At 68.3% G+C, this 18,831-nt stretch carries 21 protein-coding genes and 3 pseudogenes; 9 read left to right on the plus strand and 15 right to left on the minus strand.

Annotated elements, in window-relative coordinates:
• Positions 1 to 205 precede the first annotated feature (205 nt).
• Positions 206 to 430: a hypothetical protein gene (locus IE295_RS15820; RefSeq protein WP_190064257.1), complete on the minus strand. Its 225-nt coding sequence runs from the start codon at positions 428 to 430 to the stop codon at positions 206 to 208.
• Between the two features lie 286 nt (positions 431 to 716).
• Between IE295_RS15820 and IE295_RS15825 the strand changes: the two genes are divergently transcribed.
• Together IE295_RS15825 and IE295_RS33490 are read left to right on the plus strand one after the other, a co-directional pair.
• Positions 717 to 1,079: a DUF6166 domain-containing protein gene (locus IE295_RS15825; RefSeq protein ID WP_190064258.1), complete on the plus strand. Its 363-nt coding sequence runs from the start codon at positions 717 to 719 to the stop codon at positions 1,077 to 1,079.
• Positions 1,080 to 1,465: 386 nt separating this feature from the next.
• Entirely contained in the window at positions 1,466 to 1,801 is a 336-nt protein-coding gene (locus tag IE295_RS33490; RefSeq protein ID WP_224323418.1) for a GNAT family N-acetyltransferase, read from the plus strand.
• Between the two features lie 487 nt (positions 1,802 to 2,288).
• On the opposite strand, the gene IE295_RS15835 is transcribed toward IE295_RS33490, so the two are convergent.
• Complete coding sequence (locus tag IE295_RS15835) at positions 2,289 to 2,747, minus strand: hypothetical protein (RefSeq protein ID WP_190064259.1); 459 nt, start codon at positions 2,745 to 2,747, stop codon at positions 2,289 to 2,291.
• A 216-nt stretch (positions 2,748 to 2,963) separates the two neighbouring features.
• Positions 2,964 to 3,113: pseudogene (locus tag IE295_RS15840) on the minus strand (DUF4158 domain-containing protein); the annotation flags it as partial.
• Positions 3,114 to 3,366: 253 nt separating this feature from the next.
• On the opposite strand from IE295_RS15840, the gene IE295_RS15845 reads away from it, so the two are divergent.
• From IE295_RS15845 to dnaB, 3 genes are all read left to right on the plus strand, one after another.
• Positions 3,367 to 3,987, plus strand: a complete 621-nt coding sequence (locus tag IE295_RS15845) for a DUF7691 family protein (protein WP_190064260.1) — start codon at positions 3,367 to 3,369, stop codon at positions 3,985 to 3,987.
• Positions 3,988 to 4,577: 590 nt separating this feature from the next.
• Positions 4,578 to 5,420, plus strand: coding sequence for a DciA family protein (locus IE295_RS34410; protein ID WP_190064261.1), 843 nt, complete (start codon positions 4,578 to 4,580; stop codon positions 5,418 to 5,420).
• A 62-nt stretch (positions 5,421 to 5,482) separates the two neighbouring features.
• On the plus strand, positions 5,483 to 6,913 hold the full coding sequence (gene dnaB / locus IE295_RS15855; RefSeq protein WP_372479398.1) for a replicative DNA helicase: 1,431 nt from the start codon (positions 5,483 to 5,485) through the stop codon (positions 6,911 to 6,913).
• A gap of 364 nt (positions 6,914 to 7,277) precedes the next feature.
• Here dnaB and IE295_RS15860 read toward each other — a convergent pair whose 3' ends face one another.
• Positions 7,278 to 7,637, minus strand: coding sequence for a hypothetical protein (locus tag IE295_RS15860; protein ID WP_190064262.1), 360 nt, complete (start codon positions 7,635 to 7,637; stop codon positions 7,278 to 7,280).
• 969 nt (positions 7,638 to 8,606) lie between these two features.
• Here IE295_RS15860 and IE295_RS15865 point away from each other — a divergent pair.
• The 4 genes from IE295_RS15865 to IE295_RS34125 all read left to right on the plus strand — a co-directional run bounded on the left by IE295_RS15865 (position 8,607) and on the right by IE295_RS34125 (position 10,242).
• Positions 8,607 to 9,236 carry a hypothetical protein gene (locus tag IE295_RS15865; protein ID WP_190064263.1) on the plus strand — a complete coding sequence of 210 codons (630 nt, stop codon included), beginning with the start codon at positions 8,607 to 8,609 and terminating at the stop codon, positions 9,234 to 9,236.
• A gap of 16 nt (positions 9,237 to 9,252) precedes the next feature.
• Positions 9,253 to 9,459 (plus strand): hypothetical protein, encoded by a 207-nt coding sequence (locus IE295_RS33495; RefSeq protein ID WP_224323417.1) that lies wholly within the window; start codon positions 9,253 to 9,255, stop codon positions 9,457 to 9,459.
• Positions 9,460 to 9,693: 234 nt separating this feature from the next.
• Positions 9,694 to 9,990: a hypothetical protein gene (locus IE295_RS15875; protein WP_190064264.1), complete on the plus strand. Its 297-nt coding sequence runs from the start codon at positions 9,694 to 9,696 to the stop codon at positions 9,988 to 9,990.
• Positions 9,991 to 10,110: 120 nt separating this feature from the next.
• Complete coding sequence (locus tag IE295_RS34125; RefSeq protein ID WP_263453914.1) at positions 10,111 to 10,242, plus strand: hypothetical protein; 132 nt, start codon at positions 10,111 to 10,113, stop codon at positions 10,240 to 10,242.
• Positions 10,243 to 10,546: 304 nt separating this feature from the next.
• Here IE295_RS34125 and IE295_RS34415 read toward each other — a convergent pair whose 3' ends face one another.
• The 11 genes and pseudogenes from IE295_RS34415 to IE295_RS15930 all read right to left on the minus strand — a co-directional run bounded on the left by IE295_RS34415 (position 10,547) and on the right by IE295_RS15930 (position 18,810).
• Positions 10,547 to 10,669: a pentapeptide repeat-containing protein gene (locus tag IE295_RS34415; RefSeq protein ID WP_373314163.1), complete on the minus strand. Its 123-nt coding sequence runs from the start codon at positions 10,667 to 10,669 to the stop codon at positions 10,547 to 10,549.
• Between the two features lie 32 nt (positions 10,670 to 10,701).
• Positions 10,702 to 10,938, minus strand: a pseudogene (locus IE295_RS34420) (pentapeptide repeat-containing protein); the annotation flags it as partial.
• Between the two features lie 754 nt (positions 10,939 to 11,692).
• Positions 11,693 to 12,208: a GtrA domain-containing protein gene (locus IE295_RS15890; protein ID WP_190064265.1), complete on the minus strand. Its 516-nt coding sequence runs from the start codon at positions 12,206 to 12,208 to the stop codon at positions 11,693 to 11,695.
• A gap of 141 nt (positions 12,209 to 12,349) precedes the next feature.
• A pseudogene (locus tag IE295_RS15895) lies at positions 12,350 to 13,020 on the minus strand (DUF4097 family beta strand repeat-containing protein).
• A gap of 363 nt (positions 13,021 to 13,383) precedes the next feature.
• Positions 13,384 to 13,566, minus strand: coding sequence for a hypothetical protein (locus tag IE295_RS15900; RefSeq protein ID WP_190064421.1), 183 nt, complete (start codon positions 13,564 to 13,566; stop codon positions 13,384 to 13,386).
• Entirely contained in the window at positions 13,563 to 13,841 is a 279-nt protein-coding gene (locus IE295_RS15905; protein WP_190064266.1) for a hypothetical protein, read from the minus strand. The genes IE295_RS15900 and IE295_RS15905 overlap by 4 nt, the downstream gene beginning before the upstream one ends.
• On the minus strand, positions 13,796 to 14,473 hold the full coding sequence (locus tag IE295_RS15910; protein ID WP_190064267.1) for a hypothetical protein: 678 nt from the start codon (positions 14,471 to 14,473) through the stop codon (positions 13,796 to 13,798). The genes IE295_RS15905 and IE295_RS15910 overlap by 46 nt, the downstream gene beginning before the upstream one ends.
• Before the next feature lie 536 nt (positions 14,474 to 15,009).
• Complete coding sequence (locus IE295_RS15915; protein WP_224323415.1) at positions 15,010 to 15,885, minus strand: endo alpha-1,4 polygalactosaminidase; 876 nt, start codon at positions 15,883 to 15,885, stop codon at positions 15,010 to 15,012.
• Positions 15,886 to 16,566: 681 nt separating this feature from the next.
• Positions 16,567 to 16,878 (minus strand): hypothetical protein, encoded by a 312-nt coding sequence (locus IE295_RS15920; protein ID WP_263453913.1) that lies wholly within the window; start codon positions 16,876 to 16,878, stop codon positions 16,567 to 16,569.
• Between the two features lie 475 nt (positions 16,879 to 17,353).
• A complete protein-coding gene (locus IE295_RS15925) occupies positions 17,354 to 17,950 on the minus strand; it encodes an NADPH-dependent F420 reductase (RefSeq protein WP_190064268.1) in 597 nt (198 codons plus the stop codon).
• Between the two features lie 41 nt (positions 17,951 to 17,991).
• A complete protein-coding gene (locus IE295_RS15930) occupies positions 17,992 to 18,810 on the minus strand; it encodes a 3'(2'),5'-bisphosphate nucleotidase CysQ (protein WP_190064269.1) in 819 nt (272 codons plus the stop codon).
• Positions 18,811 to 18,831 lie beyond the last annotated feature (21 nt).

Raw genomic sequence — 18,831 nt, forward strand, 5'->3', positions numbered from 1 at the left:
GTGTCCCTGGACCCCATGGTGACGTCGGAGATGTCCTGTCACTCCCGTCTCGTGTACGAGCCACTGAAGAGCAGCCGCGACCACGCCACCCACTGCGGCTGTGGACAGGACTGGCCGTTCCCGGCTCAGTCCTCTCCGTCGTCGAGGTTGCCGCCTGACCTGCGGAAAGCCACCAGAGCTCATGGCTCGGGCCCACGAGGCGTCCTCACCCCGTCGGCAGGCCGAGCACCGAGAGGACGGTGCGGGCCGGCTCCGGCGTCCAGGGACCGCCCGGCGGGGTCTCGGCAGGCCGCAGAGCCGTCAGCCGCCGCACCTCGGCAAGCTCGGCCGCGCGGACGCCGCCGGCGGTGCGCGTGTAGATGCGGCCATCGTCACCGTGACGGACCTGGAGCCCGTAGACGCCGGTCTCGACCCAGTGCGGCTTGCTCATGCCCACGATCATGCACCGGCCGGACCTCGGCGGAGGGACCCCTGCGGACCCGGCACGAGGAACGCCTGCTCGAACTCTTCCCGCCAGTGACCTGACCAGCCGCGCCCTGTCAGCGCGTGCGCGCGTCCGGCAGGGTGGGAGCGTCCGTCACAACGATCAACGGGAGGGGACACGATGGCGTACGAGGACCGTACGTGCCACGGCATCCAGTGAGCCGGCAGCGACGAAGACCAATGGCAGCCCGCCCGGCTCCTGGTCGAGAAGCCTGAGGACGGCCCCACCCAGTGTGAGAACGTCACCGTGCTGCACGAACTCGTCGCGAAGGACGCAGACGAAACTCGGCGGCTTCGGCTGGGGCTACAACGGCGGCGGCACCAGCCGGGCCGCCGCGGCGATCCTCGCCGACGCCCTCGACCTCGGCGACCCCGACGAGTGCGGGATGTCCATCATCGCCTACCCCCAGGACGACACTCTCGTCGCGCTCCGCGAAGACTTCTGCATCGACGTGCTCTCCCAGTTCTGCGACGAATGGCACCTTGGCCGCGCCGCCGTCCTGCGCTGGGCCCGCGGCTGGTACGTACAGCGCAGCATCGCCGAACTGCCCGACGCCCTGCGCCATCTGCCGCCGCTCGTGGACATCGACCTCTGACATGGCCAAGCACACGACCAAGAAGACGTCCCCGTTGTCCGCCGACCGCCTCCGAGCGGGCTGGCAGGGCCCGGCCGACACCCGCATCCGCCTGGCCCGCCCCAAGGACGCCGAGGCGGCCGACGCCCTGATGGCCACCTCCGGGGACGGCGTCCGGTTCATGCCGGTCCTGCGCACGGCCATCGAGGACGGCACGGCGGCCTCGGCCATGCTCGCCGGACTGGGCCACAGCGGCACGGCCGCGTACTACGACGCCGCCTCCGCCGCCTTCACCGACCAGCCCATGAACGAGGCCCTGACCACCGTCTGCCTCACCCTGGTCGCCACCGACGAACACGACCGCACCACCGGCGTCCTGTCCGCCACCGCCCCCAACCGTCATCGACATGGCCATGAACAGCGGCTACGGCACCGAGAAGGCCATGGCCCTGAGCATGTTCATAGCCAAGGTCCACGGCCTGGCCGTCGCCGAGCACGCCCGAGGCCAGGGCATCGCCGCCGCGCTGCTCAAACGGGCCTGGCAGGTCCACCAGCAGCTCGGCTACTACCTGCTGTACGGCTCGTACGAGACCGACCGCGACCTCGCCACCTTCCACTCCCGTTGCGGCTACACCGTCCACGCCCCCGGCGAAGCCTTCTCCCTCGACCGCGTCGCCCTGCCCTTCATGCTCGGCGCGGGTGACGACCAGTGCATGTTCACCCGCTGGCGCCCCCGCCACTGACCATCAGAACAGCGGAGGACCCCGGCGGTCGCGTTATACGAGAACAGGGCCTTCACCGCGTTCGCCGAGTCCCCGGTCGCGCCCTTGGACAGCCAGTTCAGCGCGTCACCCTGATGGCCGGGTCCACGGACAGCAGCCCAGGGCTCCAGTTGGTCGGTTATGGAGATCCCGTTTCGTGCAGGCATGTCTTTCCCTCGTGTGATGCCTGAGTTGATCATTCCTGCTCGGGACATTGCTGAACGGCGGGCTGGTTCGCGTTGCGGCGTGACTGCTCCGCCAGCTTCAGATGACGTCCTGCTCTTCTTGGGCCCGGAAACCAACCCTGGCTGGAGTGCCAAACACACGGAGGGCTAACCTCTGAGGGGATGAGGTCGCCCGCACGGTAAAGGACGGGACCCGGGGTGCGGACAGGGTCGTCTGCCTCATCACTTGAGATCCTCTGCTGTGCCGCTCAGCGGCGCTCTCTGTCCTTCTACCACCCCGTTCTCTACAGGTCCCCGGCCCGCTTGAGGCAGAGGTCGGTGAAGGTACGGGAGTTGCTGGCGTACTCACAGTGGCGGTCGGCGGCGGCGCGGTGTTCCTCGGCGAGGGCCGGCTCGTCGTAGACGTCGGCGACGGCGTCCTCCAGGCTCGCTGAAGCGGTCAGATTGGCGGCCAGCCGGAGCCAGCCGTCGCGGTCGGCCGGGTCCTTGAAGCCCTCGTATTCCTTGCGTAGGCGTCGGCCATCGCGCTGGAGCTCTTCGCGGCGGGCGTGCAGGAGCTGCCCGCGGGCGCGCAGTTCGTCCTCGTAGGTGACGGACCCAGGATGACGGGTAGTGTCCAGACCGGCAGAGATCGCGTCGGTGCGCTCGGGGTCCAGGCGAGCGTACTGCCTGCCGACCGGCAGGTGATCTGCACGCTCTCGTACCAGGTCTGGGTGCCGGGCTTGCCGGTTACGGCCTCCCAAAGGGCGTTGGCGGTCAATGCCGACTCATTCACGCCTTCCGTCAGGCCGGGGCCTACGAGCCCGTAGTAGCCGGTCTTGCCCCGGGGGATCACGGTGAACCCGGCGGAGACGGCGTGCGCGATGAGCCAGTCGTGACCGCACCGGCAGTGGGTGGCGTGGTAGCGGCTCCACTTGCTCTCCAGCGGCTCGTACACCAGACGGAGCTCGCCGGCTGCGCTGGACCGCGAACCCGAGCTGGTTGTGCGAGCGGCGCTTGGCCTGCACCGCCTCCCGGTCCGCGTCGTCCAGGAAGAAGTACCGCTCCAGCTTCGCCCGCGAAGGCGCCGCATGAAACGCCCCGTACCGGGCCGCCTGCTCATCCGTCAGGAACTCGACCGCCACAACAGCTCTCCGAAGATCGACAACAACGACCGTCGAAGGCTCTGATGCTCAATCACCCCAGGTCAAAGCACCAGACAGCCCGGAGAGTACTTAGCGCACGATCTGACACGGATGTTCCTCAGACCCCGAATCCGTACCAGCGCTCACGGTGGACGGGCCGAGGTACTCAGACCACGGCTGCGCACCGGTCAGCCGCCGCATGCAGCGCTGTCAGTGCCTCCCCTTAGAGTCCCGTCTCATGAGTTCTTCCCTGAGCGTCTACCTGCTCGACGTGACCGCTACGCGTGCCTTGGTCGGATCCCGCGACGACCAGCTGCTTGAGGTGATCCGCACCCAATTCGGCGACAGCCTGGCCCGCGACGACGACTACTTCAGCTACTCGATCAAGGAAGGCGCCCCCACGGCATACGAGGCACTGCGCGCCGTCATCTACGGCGGCCCCTTCAGCGACGACCAGGACCACGCCTTCCAGTACGGCTACGCCTACGACCGGCTGTGCTCACTGACCGGCTCGTTCCTGGACAACTCCTGCTTCACACCGCACCGGGGCGACTGGCTGTCCGTAGTCGACGAGGGCCTGACCGCCCTGGGAATCACCGCCGTGTCCGTGGCAGCCTTCAGCTACAACGGTCTGCCCGAACCCCTCCCGTACACCCACACGCCGGGCTGCGGCGAGTGGACGCCCGAGGCCATCACCCAGGCGCTGGAACAGTTCGAGGCCACCAAGCGGGCAGTCGACGAGTCGGGGCAGGCGCCGCTGCTGGAGCCCGAGGTCGTCGAGGCCGTCATGCAGTGCCTGGGCTGGATGCGGCACGCGAAGGCCCGGCCCGGCTTCGGCGTCATCGGCTTCCGCTCCTGAGCCCCGGCCAGCGCCCGCTCCAGTGGGCCCAAAACTTCATGATCTTTCTCCTGTTGTTCTGCCGGCTCACCGCGGATCCGGCCCGCCTGGCTCCGATAGCCGCTCCCGCTTCCCACACCGGTACCATCGCCGTGTCCTGAACGGCTGTGAGGATGGGTTCAGCCGGGACAATCCTGACTGGCCTTGCGCTGCCTGCCAAGGCACCGGCTCCAGCGTTGCCGCTGACGATGCCTTGACCGATGAGGTCGATTCAGCGCCGGCACCGGCTGCTGCACGGACAGCATTCGAGGCCATCGCCTACAGGCCGCCGATGAGCGAGTGCACGGGTCGACGCGGCACCTGCGGACGTCCTGTCAAAGCTCCGTATACCCAGTGCCCGCAGTGCCTGTGCTGGCCCTCCTGCGCCTGGGCCACCCATAAGATCCGGCTCAAGGTGAGGCTTGCAGCTTTTGCCGCACTGTGCATCCGTGAGGCCAGCTCCGGCATGTGGCCGTTGCGGCCGGTAGGCCAGGGGCGGCCATCAAGCCGGTGAGGGCTGCGTGGCCGGGCGCGGGCGCGGGGGATATTAGATATGTCGAGGGAGGCCTGAGGTGAGCGAGCGGGCGGAAAAGCCGGATCTGGCACGCATCGCCTTGCGCCGCGCCCGGGAGGACGCTCATCGCCGTAGGTTCTCGCCCGCTCAGGCAAGGAAGATACCGACCCGTCGCAGGGGCCGGACACAGCCCGTCGCCCTGTCCTCGGTCGTCGAGGAAGTCCTCGCTGCCCGGATGCCAGCGGGTTTCCTCATCAGCTCCACTGTGCTGAGGCAGTGGGAAGACACCGTCGGGGCAGAAATGGCCCGAAGAGTGCGGGTAGTCCATTTTGACCTGGACTCTGGAAGGCTGACGGTACAGGCCGATTCTCGGGCCTGGGCGACACAGCTACAGCTCCTCGTGCCGATGCTCATCGTGCGCCTCAACGACCACACGGCTGCGCAGACCATACGGACCATCAGCATCCGCGGTCCTGAGCTGTCACGCCCCACACGCCTTGTGCACCGCCCCGCGGCAGCCGGCTCTTCCGCCACGAGTTCACAGGCCTGCGATACCAAGCCCACAGCACAGGAGATGCGCCATCCCGAGCCCACCATGTCGGGGGATTTCGAGGGTGTCGGTGACGGGGCGGGAGAGTCCCCCGTGCCCACGACGCCGTCGACTGCGCGAGGCCCACACTGGACTGACTCCCACAGTCACGAACAACGCCGGTCGTGCGAGATCACCCAGACCGCTCCTGTCGATAAGGCAGTCGAGGCCGCCGCCGAGCGGCAATCTCGGCGTCTGCCTCGTGAACCCGTGCCCACGCTCGCCACCACAGAGCGCCAGGCGGCATCGGCCGACATGTATGTCCGAGCCGTACTCCGGGCGCGCACCCAGCGAGCCCGGGAGAACAGATGATCCCGCCCACTGCGTGGCGGCACCGACCGGGTTTTAGGCTGACCCGGTGACCATGGCGTGGGGTGGCTCCCCGCGCGAGAAAGAGGGGGGACCGTCAGGTGGCACCGAACAGCATCGAACCAGAGCACGTTCCGCACGACCTGAACGCCGAGAAGGCCGTCTTGCGCGCGATGCTGCACTCCGCGGAGGCCATCGCCGACGTTGTGGAAGTCCTCTGCGGCGAGGATTTCTACCGTCGTGCCCACGAGCTGATCTACAACGCCATCCTCGCCGTCTACGCCGACGAGGAGACACCCGACCCTGCCTCGGTCGCCGCATGGCTCACAAAGCACAAGGACCTCGACAAGGCCGGCGGCGCTGCATACCTGGCTTCCCTGGCCGGTTCCTCAAAACGAGGAGCAGCCTGGACGAAGGATGCTGCTCGCCTACAGGCCTTGGCCCGACTGCGTCGGGCCAAAGTGGCCGCAGTACACATCGAAAACCTCATCGCCGAGGCCTCTGCGGAGAACGCGGACCAGATCATTGAGGCAGCCCAAGCCGAGATCTTCGCCGCCACCACCCACCGCCGCAACGTGCTGCCGCCCCTGTACTCGCTCAGCGACGTACTGGAAGACGCGCTCGACACGATCGAAGCGATCGGCTCCGCCCGGACCCAGGTCACCGGCGTGCCCACCGGCTTTGCGGACCTCGATGCCCTGACCAACGGCCTGCAGCCCGGCCACCTGACCGTGATTGCCGCCCGCCCCGCCATGGGCAAGTCCACCCTCGCTCTGGACTTCCTGCGTGCTGCCTGTATCAGGAACGACCTGCCCGCGGCGCTGTTCACTCTCGAGGCCGGCCGGGAAGAGGTCGCCATCCGGCTGTTCTCCGCGGAAGCACGCGTCGCCCTGCACCACATGCGCTCCGGGTCGATGACCGACGATGACTGGACCCGCCTGGCGCGCCGGATGCCCGACATCGCCGCAGCCCCCCTGTACATCCAAGACGGCGCCTACTCCACCCTGACGGACCTGCGTGCCCAATGCCGTCGGCTGCACAGCCAGCAGGACATTCGGCTCATCGTCGTCGATGCCCTGCACATGCTCACCTACGGAACCCGTCCCTTCTCCTCCCGCTACGAGGAGATCTCCGAGATATCCCGCTGCCTCAAACTCCTGGCCAAGGAACTCGGCGTACCCATCGTCGCGATCTCCCAGCTCAACCGGGGTCCCGAGCAGCGCGTCGACAAGAAGCCTCAACTCAGTGACCTGCGCGACTCCGGAGCCCTGGAGGACAACGCGGACATGGTCATACTGCTCCACCGTGAAGACGCCTACGAAAAGGAGTCGCCTCGCGCAGGAGAGGCCGACCTCATCGTGGCGAAACACCGCAACGGACCCACCGCCACGATCACCATCGCCTTCCAGGGCCACTACAGCCGCTTCGTCGACATGGCCCAGCCGACGCGACCTGACGATTCCAGCTCAGACAGGGAGCAGCCAACCCGCGGGTAACCGGCCCGCCGGCTTTGGCGGGCCGGGTTCGCCAGCATGCCTACGGCCTGCAGCTCCTCGTCACCGGACCGTCGCCTCTGCCCAGCCTCGGTAAGACCACTCTGCTCTGTCGCTGATGCCCCGTTGCTCGTGGAAATCAAGCTCGTTGGGCTGACCGGGTGATAGTGCCGAGGGAAGGGGAGATGGACAGCACGCCGCAGGACCGCCCCGGCTGTGGCACCGGGGAAGCCGTGCAGTCAGCCGGGACCCGGCAGAGCTCCCACGCCGCTAGACACCCCACCCGCTGTGCGCTCCGTATTGCGTGCGGCGGGTCAGTGGTGCGGAACGAGCTCCGGCATGGAGGAGGCCGCGGTCTTTGGCCATGTCACCGCGTCGGGGACCCGGCTGTGCCCGGCGTGGCCGTGCTCGGCCTCATGCGCCGTGCGGACACGGTCCAGAAGGGCGGTAAGTGCCGGGGTTTCGAACGTCGCTCGGCTGCCCTCGGTGAGTTCGTGGACGAGGGCGCTAAGACAACGCAGCCGAAAGCGCGGTGGGCGTAGTCGATCGCGGCCAGTACAAGACCACGGAGGGCGGTCAGGTTTTCGGCGGCAACACTGCTCAGAGCTTTGCGGGTCAGTTCGTTGTCGTCCAGAGCGAGCCGGCCGCAGTCGCAGAACGCCAAGCGCTTGACCAGGGCGATCGACTCTTCCTGCGGGAGGAAGTCCGCGATCGCGTCGACGGCCACGAACCGAAGTCGATGGCGATCTGGAACGCCTGTCGGCACGTGGCCGGGTGGTCAGCGAACTCGTCGGTCAACGGGGCGTGGGAGCGGGTGACGGCTGGCGGTCGCGCGCGGCGGCGAGGGCGTGAGGTGGGCATACGGCCTTCAACCGAATGGCGCGCGGCGGGTCACCGCCGTGTCCCCGATTTGGCTCAGGGTCTGCATTGCCCCGGTACGGGATGCCAGTGCGTACGCGGGATGGGACGTCTCGAGAACAGTGTCTGCGCTGCCATCCCTGCCCGGTCGCCTTCTGCTACCGGGCTCAGAGAACAAGCTGTCGAGCACCCACTCTGCGAGTTGCCGGGCCCGTGGTCGGTCTGCCGGAGCTCCTGCGGGGCATTTTCCCTGCCAGACGGGGGCGGAGCCGGTACCGTGGTGAGCGCGACGTCCACCCGGCGGGGCAGCCGGGGGCCGGGCCAGCCAGGCACGGCCGGCGGGCGTGGCGAAGCCCACCGCCGCAGGCACGGCGACAGGCTTCCTTGAAGGAACATCGGCTGGATCCCTCACCAATACTTCTGGTGAGGGCTACAGCTGGGAATTCACCTCTCCAACCACCACCGGAGTGCCGCTACGACGGTGGCGCCCAGCAAGGGTGCCACCCAGCGGTAGATCCGGTAGAGCCGGGCCCGCAGAAGAGTCCAGTCCTTCCTTTTGCGATGGCGCACGTGTCGCGCCTTTCTCCCGGGGCGGGCATTCGCCCACCGGTCATCCCTCTCGACGGAGGGCTAACCGTGGGCGCGGCCACCCGGATGGCTCCCGGGGTGGCCGCGCCCCAAACAGCCCCCGACATAGGGTGGCTGACCAGTGCGGGCGCCCCGGAAGGACCGGCACGTCACGTCGTCATCGCGCGGCAGCCTATCCAGCAGAAGCACAGCGCGACAGCGATACGTGGCAACTCGGTGACGGCTGGTTACATGGGGGAGGCTGGCGCTCGTGGATTCCCAGATCATCGTGAGTCTGGCGTCGACAGGCGTCGCAGGGTTAGCGGTCGTCGCGAGCCTAGTGACGACAGTGCTCTCCCTGCGCGCACAGCGGGAGAACACGCGCGACGCTCTCGAGACGCAAGAGCGGCTCTCCGCCGCGCAGGAACGTGCGCTTCAGAAGCGATCACATGCTCAGGACCTACGCGACAAGCGAGCCGAGCCCTATCTCGCCTTGATCAAGTGGGCCGACCGACTGCTCGAAGCGCTCGACGAACTGGACGAAGTCGCCAAGCCATACCTGTCGGTCGAGGAATGGAACATCACCCCAGACGTCGACAGCCTTGTCGACCTCTACGCCTCCGACGTCATCCACGTGCGGTACGCAGCCCTCCGCGGTGCACTCATCGGGCTTGTCGCCACGGACGGCCCGCGGCTTCCACAGCTGGTGACCTGGACGGAGTCGGAAGGCGAGGTCGACGACGTCAGTATCGAAACCGGATCACCATGGAGCGCCTGGCCCGCACGAGCGGAAGCCCGTGCTCAGCTGACGGACGACGCCATAGGACTGATCGCGCAGGTCCGGGCCGAATTGCAGGGGAGAACGAGCCGCGGATACTTCATCATCTGGCGGCTGTCCTGACAGACCGACAGCCAACATGAGGTGCTGTGAACGAACCGCCCTCACGGAGTTCATCCGCGAACTCATCGTCATCGGCACCAACGAGGGCCTGGCCGCCGCCCGCGCCCGCGTCGGCAGACGCCCCACCGTCGCCACCAAGGAAGTCATCCGCGTTGCCCGCGACCTCTTCCCCGATCTCGGCCGCTCGATCCCCTCAATAGGGGCTGTTGTACTGCCTGCCTGAGAAGGACGTCATGCCCTGAGGCAGCCCTGGGGGTGTTGTCTCGGCTGGCTTTCAACGGGGCTCGTCGCAAATCTCTGACCCGACCGCTGCGTCGTACGGCGCGAGTACGCAAGTGGGCGGGAGCGTACAGCCGCACGATACGCTGCGCTGTTTCGTGGCCCGAATGCAGCGGGGAGACCGCGAGAGTACGGGTTCCCCGAGTAGCGTCGATCCAGCAACGAGGAAGTATCCACCGTGACCGTTCAGCCCGACCATCACGACGGCCGGACCGGCTTCACCCCGCCCATGCGCGCACCGCGCGAGCTCCGGGCCGCCCTGCGGACCCACGGCTTCCCCGGCGATATGGAGCAGTTCGAGGAGGACCTGGACGCCGCCGATCTGGACGATCTGACGGCAGTCCGCAAGCTCACGCAGCACTACCGCCACCGCGTCCTGTTGCGGCTCGACTCCGTGGGGTCGGCCGCGGTGGGGCGGTCGACCGAGGACGTCATGGCTGAGATGCGGCGCAAGCTCGCCGAGGCTGCCCGGTGACCCACGCGTTTTACTCCGATGCCGCCGAGAAGGTGCGGATCGAGTTGACCCGGGGTGAGCAGGCCGCCCGTCGACAGCGCCCGGACTGCCCTAGAGGGCAACCCCCGGCAGGGCCACCCCATGCCCGACAGTGATCTACAGGTGGTCGATCTACTGCCCGAGGAGACCGGCGGACGCGGGATCTCGGTGGTGTACCGCTACAGCCAGGATCTCGACGCCGTCCTCATTCTCCGGCTGATCGCCGGCCCCTGAGTCGGGCAGCTACGAGCGCGCGCTGTGTCCGACGTGAGCCGGGCCCAGGCGCTGCGGTGAATCGCAGTAGTTGGGGCACGAGGCGCCCGGGGCCCTCTTCATGTTGGGTTCGTTGGCCAGAGGGTGACCAGTACCTCGATCGTGAGCGGAGACAGCGCCTCCTGCCTCGGCTGGCCCCGTGGCGGCCAGGGGCGCGGCGCCCTGGTGGGGTCCCGGCAGCGTTCGCCGAGAAACCAATGCCCCTGGCATCAGCAGCGAGGTGCGCTGGCAGGGAAGTCCACATTCTGGGGCAGGCGAACATAAACTACTCAACCGTCCGACCACGAGCCTTTTCCAGGCGGGTCTCGGGCAGGTCTGCCCCCTCCGGGTAGGCCTCCTCAAGGTCGGCCCCTTCCAGATGGGCCCCGAACAGGTGGGCCTTCTCCAGATGGCCCCGTTCAGGAAGGCCCCCTCCAGGTGGGACCCGCTCAGATCCGCCCCCTCCAGGTGGGCTTCGCGCAGGTCTGCCCGCTCAAGGTGGGCCAGGACTAGGTTCGCGCCGCGTAGATCGGTGTGCCTCAGGTTGATACGGAAAGGCTCGTCGCGGTCCTGGGGCGGGCGGCCGAGGACGGTCAGCGCAGCCTGGAGCGGTTCGGGCGGGCGCCGTTCCGTACGCTGCACAACCGGTACCTCTCCCCGCGGACATGCTTGTGGCACGTCGGATTATGAACCGGAACCAGTTCGCCACGGTGGGTTCTGCTGGGGCGGGGGCATGTTCACGGACGAATGCGGCGAGGACTTCGACGATGGTGACGTGGTCCTTCGCTGAGTCGCGCATGATGCGCTCCAGCGCGTAAATTCCGCCGAGCTGTTCGACTGGCTTGTCGGAGGCAATCTGACTGATGGCCTTGGTGTACCGGTCAGTGACCTGTCCCTCACGGTTTTGGTGGAGCGTGCGGTGGGTGTAGAGGATGCCGACCGCGGCCCGACCGCCAGCACCGATCCCCAGCAGAGCAGTGCGCATTCCTGTGACAGTGATCGCCTGGGGCTGGGTCAGATGCGTGTTGAGGTACTGGGCGTCGAGCCACCAGGGGACTTGCCACATCGCTGTTCCCACTACGGCGACCGCACCAAGCCCGCCCAGGAGGCCCCATGCCCATGTTCGCTTCGGCCGGAGCCACCGTTTCTTGTCCATACCGCTCAGCGCAGCGCGCTGGTGCCTGGCCGGATACGCGGCCTGACGATGTGTGTCGTCGAGCCACCCGATCGGAGGCGGCCGATCCGCCTGTCGAGGCCCTCGTACGAGGTGAGCCGCGGCCTTTCTCGCGGCCACTGAACCGGCCCTGCGCCTCCTCACCGACCGCCGCACCCAGACCCTGATGGCGCTCTTTGAAAATGGTCCTGGCCGCGATTCCGTGACATCCCGGCTCGACGACGTAGAAGGCAATCGGCGAGCCGCCCGGCGGAACGGTCAGGCGGCGCGGCAGAGTTCTGCGGGGCCGGCCGGTGCCGAGGCGCGGGCCACGGTCGTCTGCACGGGGAGGGCGGTGGTCGTGGCCTGCGAGCGGCCGCGCGCGAAGACGACGAGGCGCAGCACCGCGAACCGTGCCACACCGGCGAGTGCGGAGGCGGACAGGTAAACGACCTGCTCGAGTACCGCACCGGGTGCCGCCACCAACTGCTGTAGGACAAACATCGCCAGGCAGGTCACCGCGTACGCGGCAGCCGCGGACCCGGCCGACTGTGCATGCTGGCGGCGGGTCGCGCGTCCGCGGGCGCCGAAGGTGAAGCGGGCGTGCAGCTCGGTGGCGAGGAGCGTGGAGACCACGGTGATCAGGGCGTTGGCCAGGGCCCAGGGAATCCAGGAGGCGAGGGCCGCTACGGCGAAGCTGGAGGCGAGCCCCACCCCGCCGCCGCAGAGTACGAAGCGGGCGAAGGCGGTGAAGGCGCCGGGTGCCGCCTGCTGCTGGCTCTGTGCTGTCTCCATGATCCGATCCCTTTGATGGCTCACTCCGCGGAAGGCGCACCGCTCGGCCTGCGAGGCCGCGGTGGACGTCGCGATGTCGCCTTAGGGGGTGCGGCCGCGCACGTCGATGGTCTCGTCGGCCTCTTCGGGCCGGGTGGCGTTCTAGAGGCTGCAGGAGGTGATGTTGCCGTAGGAGGTGGTGGCGGTGATGTTCAGGCGGGCGGCGTTGCCGTCGGTGTTGTTGAGCGCGTTGTGGATGCGGCCGTAGAGGTACCGGCGTCCAGGGAGGCGGAGACTCCGTGGGCGGCGTCGACCGAGATCTCGCCGTACTCGGTGCGCAGTTCGACCGTGCCGTGCACGGCTTCGGCGATGTGGAGGTCGCCCTTCTGGGTGCTGATCTGCGCGGGGCCGTTCAGGCGGCCGAGGGAGATGCCGCCGGCCTCGAGGGTGAGGCGAGCGCTGGCGGTCTCGTCGAGCTTGACCGTGGCCTGTGCGCCCTCAAAGGTGACGTCGCCGAGGCGTCCGACGCCGCGGAGTTCGGCGAGGGCCGCCTTCGCCTCGACGTGGGAGCCGGCGGGCAGCTGGACGGTCACCTCGACGGAGCCGGAGTTGCCCAGGATCCGGTTCTTCGCCGGTGCGGCTTCGATCCGCAGGACGCCGTCGGCGTACGCGACCTCGATCTGCTCCGCCGCCTTCACATCGCGGCTCTTGGAGGCGTCGGCGGGGAGGACCTCGACCGTGGTGTCGGCGCGGTCGGCGGCGATGAAGCGGATGCGTCCCGCGGGGATGTCGAGGACGGTGGCGATCGGGGCGGTGGTGGTGAACTTCTGCATTGCCTTTTCCTTTGCTTCGTCGTTTCTGACAATGGAAACGCTACGTTGCCTTCATGGGTACAGCAACGCAATCGTTGCGCAGAATCGCCATAAGTGCAGGTCAAGGCCGGTAAATCGTTGCACTGATCTTGAGGGTTAATGCAACAAACCGGTGTTGTGCGTTGCAATGAATTGGGGGTGAACGCTATGCTGGAGGCGCCAAGGAGTACGCACGAAGAAGACCGCGATGCCGGGAGACCATCGGTGTCGACCTTTTCCAGGAGGGCAGCCCCGGCGTCGCCCAGGCCGTCAAACGAGCCATGGAACGCGTGCGCAAGGAGGCGGAGGCCGGCGGCGGGCCTGTGCGTCCGCCGCCAGCGGAAGTCAGATGCGGGTGACGGCCACCAGCAGCCCGACGGCGGTGGCCATGAACGTCATGACAGCGACGGTCCCGGCTACGGGAGCACACCAGCTGGGGCGGTACAGCAACAGGGCCAGCATGCCGACGCCTACGAGCAGCGTGACCACGGCGAGCAGCAGGATCAGCAGCAGGACGATCATGCTCACGCCGCGCGGCCTTCCTGCTGGGGCTGCCACAGCCTGCCGGCAGTGGCGTCCTGCCGCTGGCCGTCGCGGCGCTTGTATTCGGCCGCCAGGCGGCGGGTCTTGCGTCGTACTCGCTCGCCGAAGGCGGGCGGGTCGTCGGCGCCGGCGTACTCGGCGGCCTCGGTCCAGGTACTCACCCCGGGCAGTCCGAGGGCCAGGACCACCGCCCGCTCGCCGGGTGCAAGGGCGGTCAGGATGCGGGCGAGGCGGGCATCGCCGGGGACCAGGTCCAGCATCGCGTCGCCCGAGCAGGTGCTTTCGGCGAGGAGGTCCCGCAGGTGAGGCCTTCCGCGCAGGGCGTCTCCTGCAGGAGCACGCGCCGTTCCACACGGTGGCCGTCGCGGGACAGGCCGCCGGCCCGGCGCCGCCACAGCGGCACCAGCTGCCGGTGGATGGTGCGCACTTCCGTCCGCAGTACGCCGATGGCATCGGGCAGCAGGCGGCGCTCCTGCGCCAGCGGGGCAACCCAGTCGCCCAGCAGCGCGGTGGAGAGGGCTTCGCGCCATCGTTCACCGGTACGCAGCCGCAGGATCCGGGTGGCGAACTGGTCGAGCCGCGCCTGCAGACCGGTGTCTCCCCTGAGGATCGCCGCGTGCGTCAGCAGCCCATCGAGCACGCACTGCTGGAGGGGATGGCTGAAGCCCTCCGTGTTGTTGGGTGCTGCCTTCCGGGCGAAGTCCGCAGAGACTTGACCGATGATCACGGTGCCGTCGGGCAGCACTGAGAGAAGGCCGTCCTGGGCGTCCTCCATCTGCGGCGGCGCGACCGGGTGAGGGATCCTCAGGGCGTCCAAGAGCGTCGGGGCCTTGCCTCGGCACCGGGGCAGGCCGGTGGCGGTGTCGTCGGGCCGGGCCGGAAGAGCGGTCACGTGCGGTACTCCTAGGAGTGCGATTGTTCAGCAGCTTCACCCTTCGGCCGCGCGCCGACCGCATTCCGGCAAACAATCTTGAAACCCGACCCGTGATCCACATCACTCGATCCATGTGGTGGACGGTTCCCTCTGCTGATCGAGGACCACCGTCACCCCATGGCCCCGGTTGGTGAAGACAAGGGAGAGGGCCTGCGAGGGCTACCGCGGCGTGCTCGCCGCGCACCGGGCCGACCGCCCGGGACAGCCGTGTGGACCCGGCTATCGCCCAAGCAGTCGAGCGGCAGAACCGCGCGCTGCGCGAGCTGAGCCCGCAGCATTCCCGGAAACGGAGGCCGTTGCGGACGGTCATCCGACCCCGATCGAGGCCACCCGCGTCCAGCGCCCCGCGAAGCCGCCTACACCCATGCTCTGGCGCAGCGCCGTGCGACGGCCGAGCAGCAGCGAGAACAGCTCGGCCGGCTGGTCATTGGGGGACCGGGTGGCTCAGTACATGACCGGGGGCAGCATCCCCGGGGCACCGCATCGGAAGGCGTTCAGCAGGACTCGTACACGTAGCCGTGCTTACCGGCAGGGCTGACCTCCCGATCGCGCAGGGTGATGGACAACTCCTTCCCCCACGCTCGGCAAGCAGCGGTGAAGTCGTTCCTCCCGTACTCGATGTCGAAGACCCTGGCACCGTAGGCGCGGCTGAATTCGGGACATTCCTTGTAGCGTCCGCATTCTTCGACAACGGCGAAGTCGAACCCGATGCGCGTGTGCTGGGGAAGCAGGTCAGTGGTGTTCTTCTGGGCGATGGCCAGGTTCCGCTTGTGTGCGCGGGCGGCCAGGAGACGAGCGAAGGCGACCGCGTGCTGGGAGGTGAGCTTGCCGTCGGAGCGCTCGTAGGAATCGAGGTTGTCCGGTTCCACCGCGTCGTAATGCGCCGTGGCACAGCCGTCGATCCATGGGCCGATGATGTTCATCAGGGCCTCGCGCTTGGCCGGGGTCGAGATGTCCAGGAGGGGTTCGTCCCAGTCCTTGTCGACGATCAGTTGGCCATTGTCGTTCTTCAGGAGCAGGTCCGGATGCTTATTCTTCCACCAACTGACGGCTTCGCCCGGTTGCGTCTGGAAGGCGTTGACGTAGCAAATGTTGTAAAGCCCGTCGGCAGGTTTGGCCTCACGGTCACGGGAGACAGCCCGCACCTTGCCGGCAGGCGGGTACGCGCCGCCGAGTTGGTAGTCGAAGACGGCATCTGGGTTCGGTCGCCGCACGTTCGCCGGGGCATCGGCGTCCGGGCCCTCGGTAGTGGGGTGTATGGCTTCCTGGGGGTCGTCGCCCTGGTCCGTTCCCGTGGCAGAACAGGCTGAGACAAAGAATGTGGACAGGACCATGGCAGCGCAAGCGGCGCGGGTGCGGAGAAGGAACACGAAGCCACCCTATGTTCACACTGACACAAGCCCGCGGCTGCTGTGAAGGACACGTCAGCCGCTCGCGCTCGGCACGTCACATCGGCCGTACCAGGCCCGTGACCAGCGCCGCCACGCCGCCCTGCACGGCTGACAGCACAGCGTCACAGGTGCCGCCGGTGATCGCGTGGGCGAGGGCCTGGAGGCAGCCGCGTCGATCCTCTCGCAGTCCGCGTCATCGAGCGCGGTGAACTGCCCGGCCTGTTCCGCACGGAATGGAACGCTGCCAAGGCCGCCGCTACAACCACGACCTAGCCGCGCCCTGCCCGCCCTCGGCAACTGGACGCTGGCCGACATGCCTGCGATACCCGCGCGATCAAGGGGCTTTCTCGCAAGATCCGCAAGGTACAGATCCTCAAAGAGAAGGCCCGGCGCCGCCCCTTTGGCGTGATGCGCGTGTTTATTCCCCTGGTGATTCGTTGTCGAATTCATTGAACGTGGTGCCGTCCTGGGCATAGATCGGCAGCCTTGGCATTAAAGCGTGAGAGGTGTGCAGTTGCGGCATGGTCGGCGCTGGACGGTGAGGCTTGTTTCCTACGGACGCCCTGCTGCTGTGTGTACAGCCTCGGGGAACAACGGAACCGTGGTTGGTGGTAGCGGCGGTTCCGGTTCGCTGCCTCCCGGCCAAGCTCGGTGTTGCCGTCAACGGCTGGTCACGGATGCCTCGTTCGAGGTGGCGACCGCACCTGGATCGGTGGAACGTTGCGGCGCCGCGGAGCCTTCCGCGGGCTTGGACCTCGCCAGCCACAGGCCGATGAACACGGCGGTGGCCAAAGCGACGGTGCCGGCAGCGAGGAAGGCGCTGTTGAGGCCGGTCTCGAAGGAGGCGCCGCCGGATTGCCGGGTGCGGACGATGGCTCCGAGTACCGCCACGCCGAGCACCGCGCCGATCTGCCGGGTGGTGCTGCTGATGGGGGGGCGCCCTATAGGCCGCCGGGATGGCTTGCCCGCCATCTCGCCGTACCTGACCGAAGCACATCCGCCGCTTCGGCGAGTACGCCACCAACGAACTCGGCCTTGAGCCCGAGGCGTACGACCCGCACCTGGACGTCGACTTCAGCCCGCTGCGCGGCGACGGCCCCGACGCGGACGGCTATGGCCAGGCAGCCTGACCATCGACGCCAGGTCACTGCTTCAGCGGCAGCGTGATGCTGTCCGGCACCAGCGCCAGCGCCATGCACCCGCACCCGCACTTGGATCGGCGAGTGTGAGGCCGGTGCCGGCGGCCGCCGCGGGCATCGGCGGCAGAGTTCGCGACCAGCTCCGAAAGCGCGTCCGCCGTGAGATGGGCCGATTCCTCGGTGCGAGGCCGACGGCCCCGGGAAGGGTGGCCACGGGTCGCCGTCCGGCGCTGAATCGCTGGCCCTGGCTGCGCTGTCGTATCCGTTCTGGATGTGGGCCCGACGGGGGGCGGTGCACTGTGTGCGGATCAGCGGGCGATCGAGATCGCGAAGGGCGCGAATCCGCTGGACCGAATCACGTGCGGTACGAACAGTATCGCGGCCTCCGTGGCGCGGGCGGTCTGGATCCCGCCGAGATCAGTGATCCACTCCTTGCGCCAGCCGAGGTCGATGAGCAGTTCACGGACGGTCTGCTTGGCCTGCGGGTCCTCGCCGGAGAGGAAGGCGTCGGGCGCCTGGGTGAGCGTGGCTGGCGCGGTCATCACCGGGAAGAGCATGGTGTTGAGTGTCTTGACGACGCGCGTTTCGGGGAGCGCTTCCTGGAGTTGCTCGGCGAGGCTTGAGCCGGGGTAGATCAGGTCGGCGGGCAGTCCGTCCGGTCCGTCGACGGTGGCGTTGGAGACGTCGACGAGGATCTTGTCGCGCAGTTCCTCGCGCAGGGCGACGAGCCGGTCCAGCGAGCCGGCACCCGGGGTGGCGTTGATGACGATCTGGGCTGTCCGGGCAGCGTCGGCGGCGGCGCCCGGCGCGCGGTCCGCCACGGTCACCTCATGCCCTGCCCGGGTGAGGGCTGTGGCCAGGTTGCCGCCGACGCGGCCGTTTCCGAGAACTGCGATCGTGGTCATGATGATCTGGTCCTTCCGTGGGTGCAGGTTGTGGTGCGCGGTCAGCGTGAGAGCGTGGCGACGGCCTCGGCGTGGACGCCGGGCGCGGCGGCCAGGAAGCTCTCGCTCTGCGGGGTCCAGGGGCGGCCCTCGGCGTCGGAGATCCGTCCGCCGGCCTCGGTGACGAGCAGCGCCCCGGGCAGCAGGTCCGCGCGGGCGCCGGCGAACTGCCAGAAGGCGTCGATCCGGCCGGCGGCCACGTTCAGCAGGTGCAGGGTCGCGGGCACGGCGGTGCGGACGACGAGCGCGTCGAAGAGCATCGCGGTGATCGAGGAGCCGACGCGCCGCACGACCTTCTCGTCCTCGTCCGGCCGGGCCTGGCTGGTGGCCACGATGCTCAGGCCGAGGTCCGTGGTCTGGGAGACGTGCAGCGGCCGGCCGTCGAGATGGGCGCCCGCGCCGGTGAGCGCGGTGTAGGTCTCGCCGGTCAACGGCAGGTGGACTGCGGTGAGCACCGGCTGGTTCTCACGCACGAGGGTGGCGGTCACCGCCCACTCCGGCAGGGCGTGCAGGTGGTTGACGTTGCCTTCGGCCGGATCCACGACCCACCATTCGCCGGGCGGCAGCGCCCCGCCGTCCAGTTCGTCCTCCACCCAGCCGGCGTCCGGGCGCAGGCGCGTGAGGCGGGGGCGCAGGATATCGAGGGCCGTGTCGTCGTTGGCGGCGAGCGCGCGCATCAGCTCTTCGCGGGTCTGGTAGCGGACCATCTCGCCGAAGCGCTCGCGCAGCGCCGAACCGGCCGCGCGCACGGCGATCGCGGTCCGGCCGAGCAGGTCGGCGTCGGAGACGGCGACGCCGGTGGTCTGAAGCGTTTCGGACATGGTGGTACTCCCGTGTGAGGA

This window comes from Streptomyces griseocarneus, from assembly GCF_014655595.1.
GTDB classification, from domain to species: domain Bacteria; phylum Actinomycetota; class Actinomycetes; order Streptomycetales; family Streptomycetaceae; genus Streptomyces; species Streptomyces griseocarneus.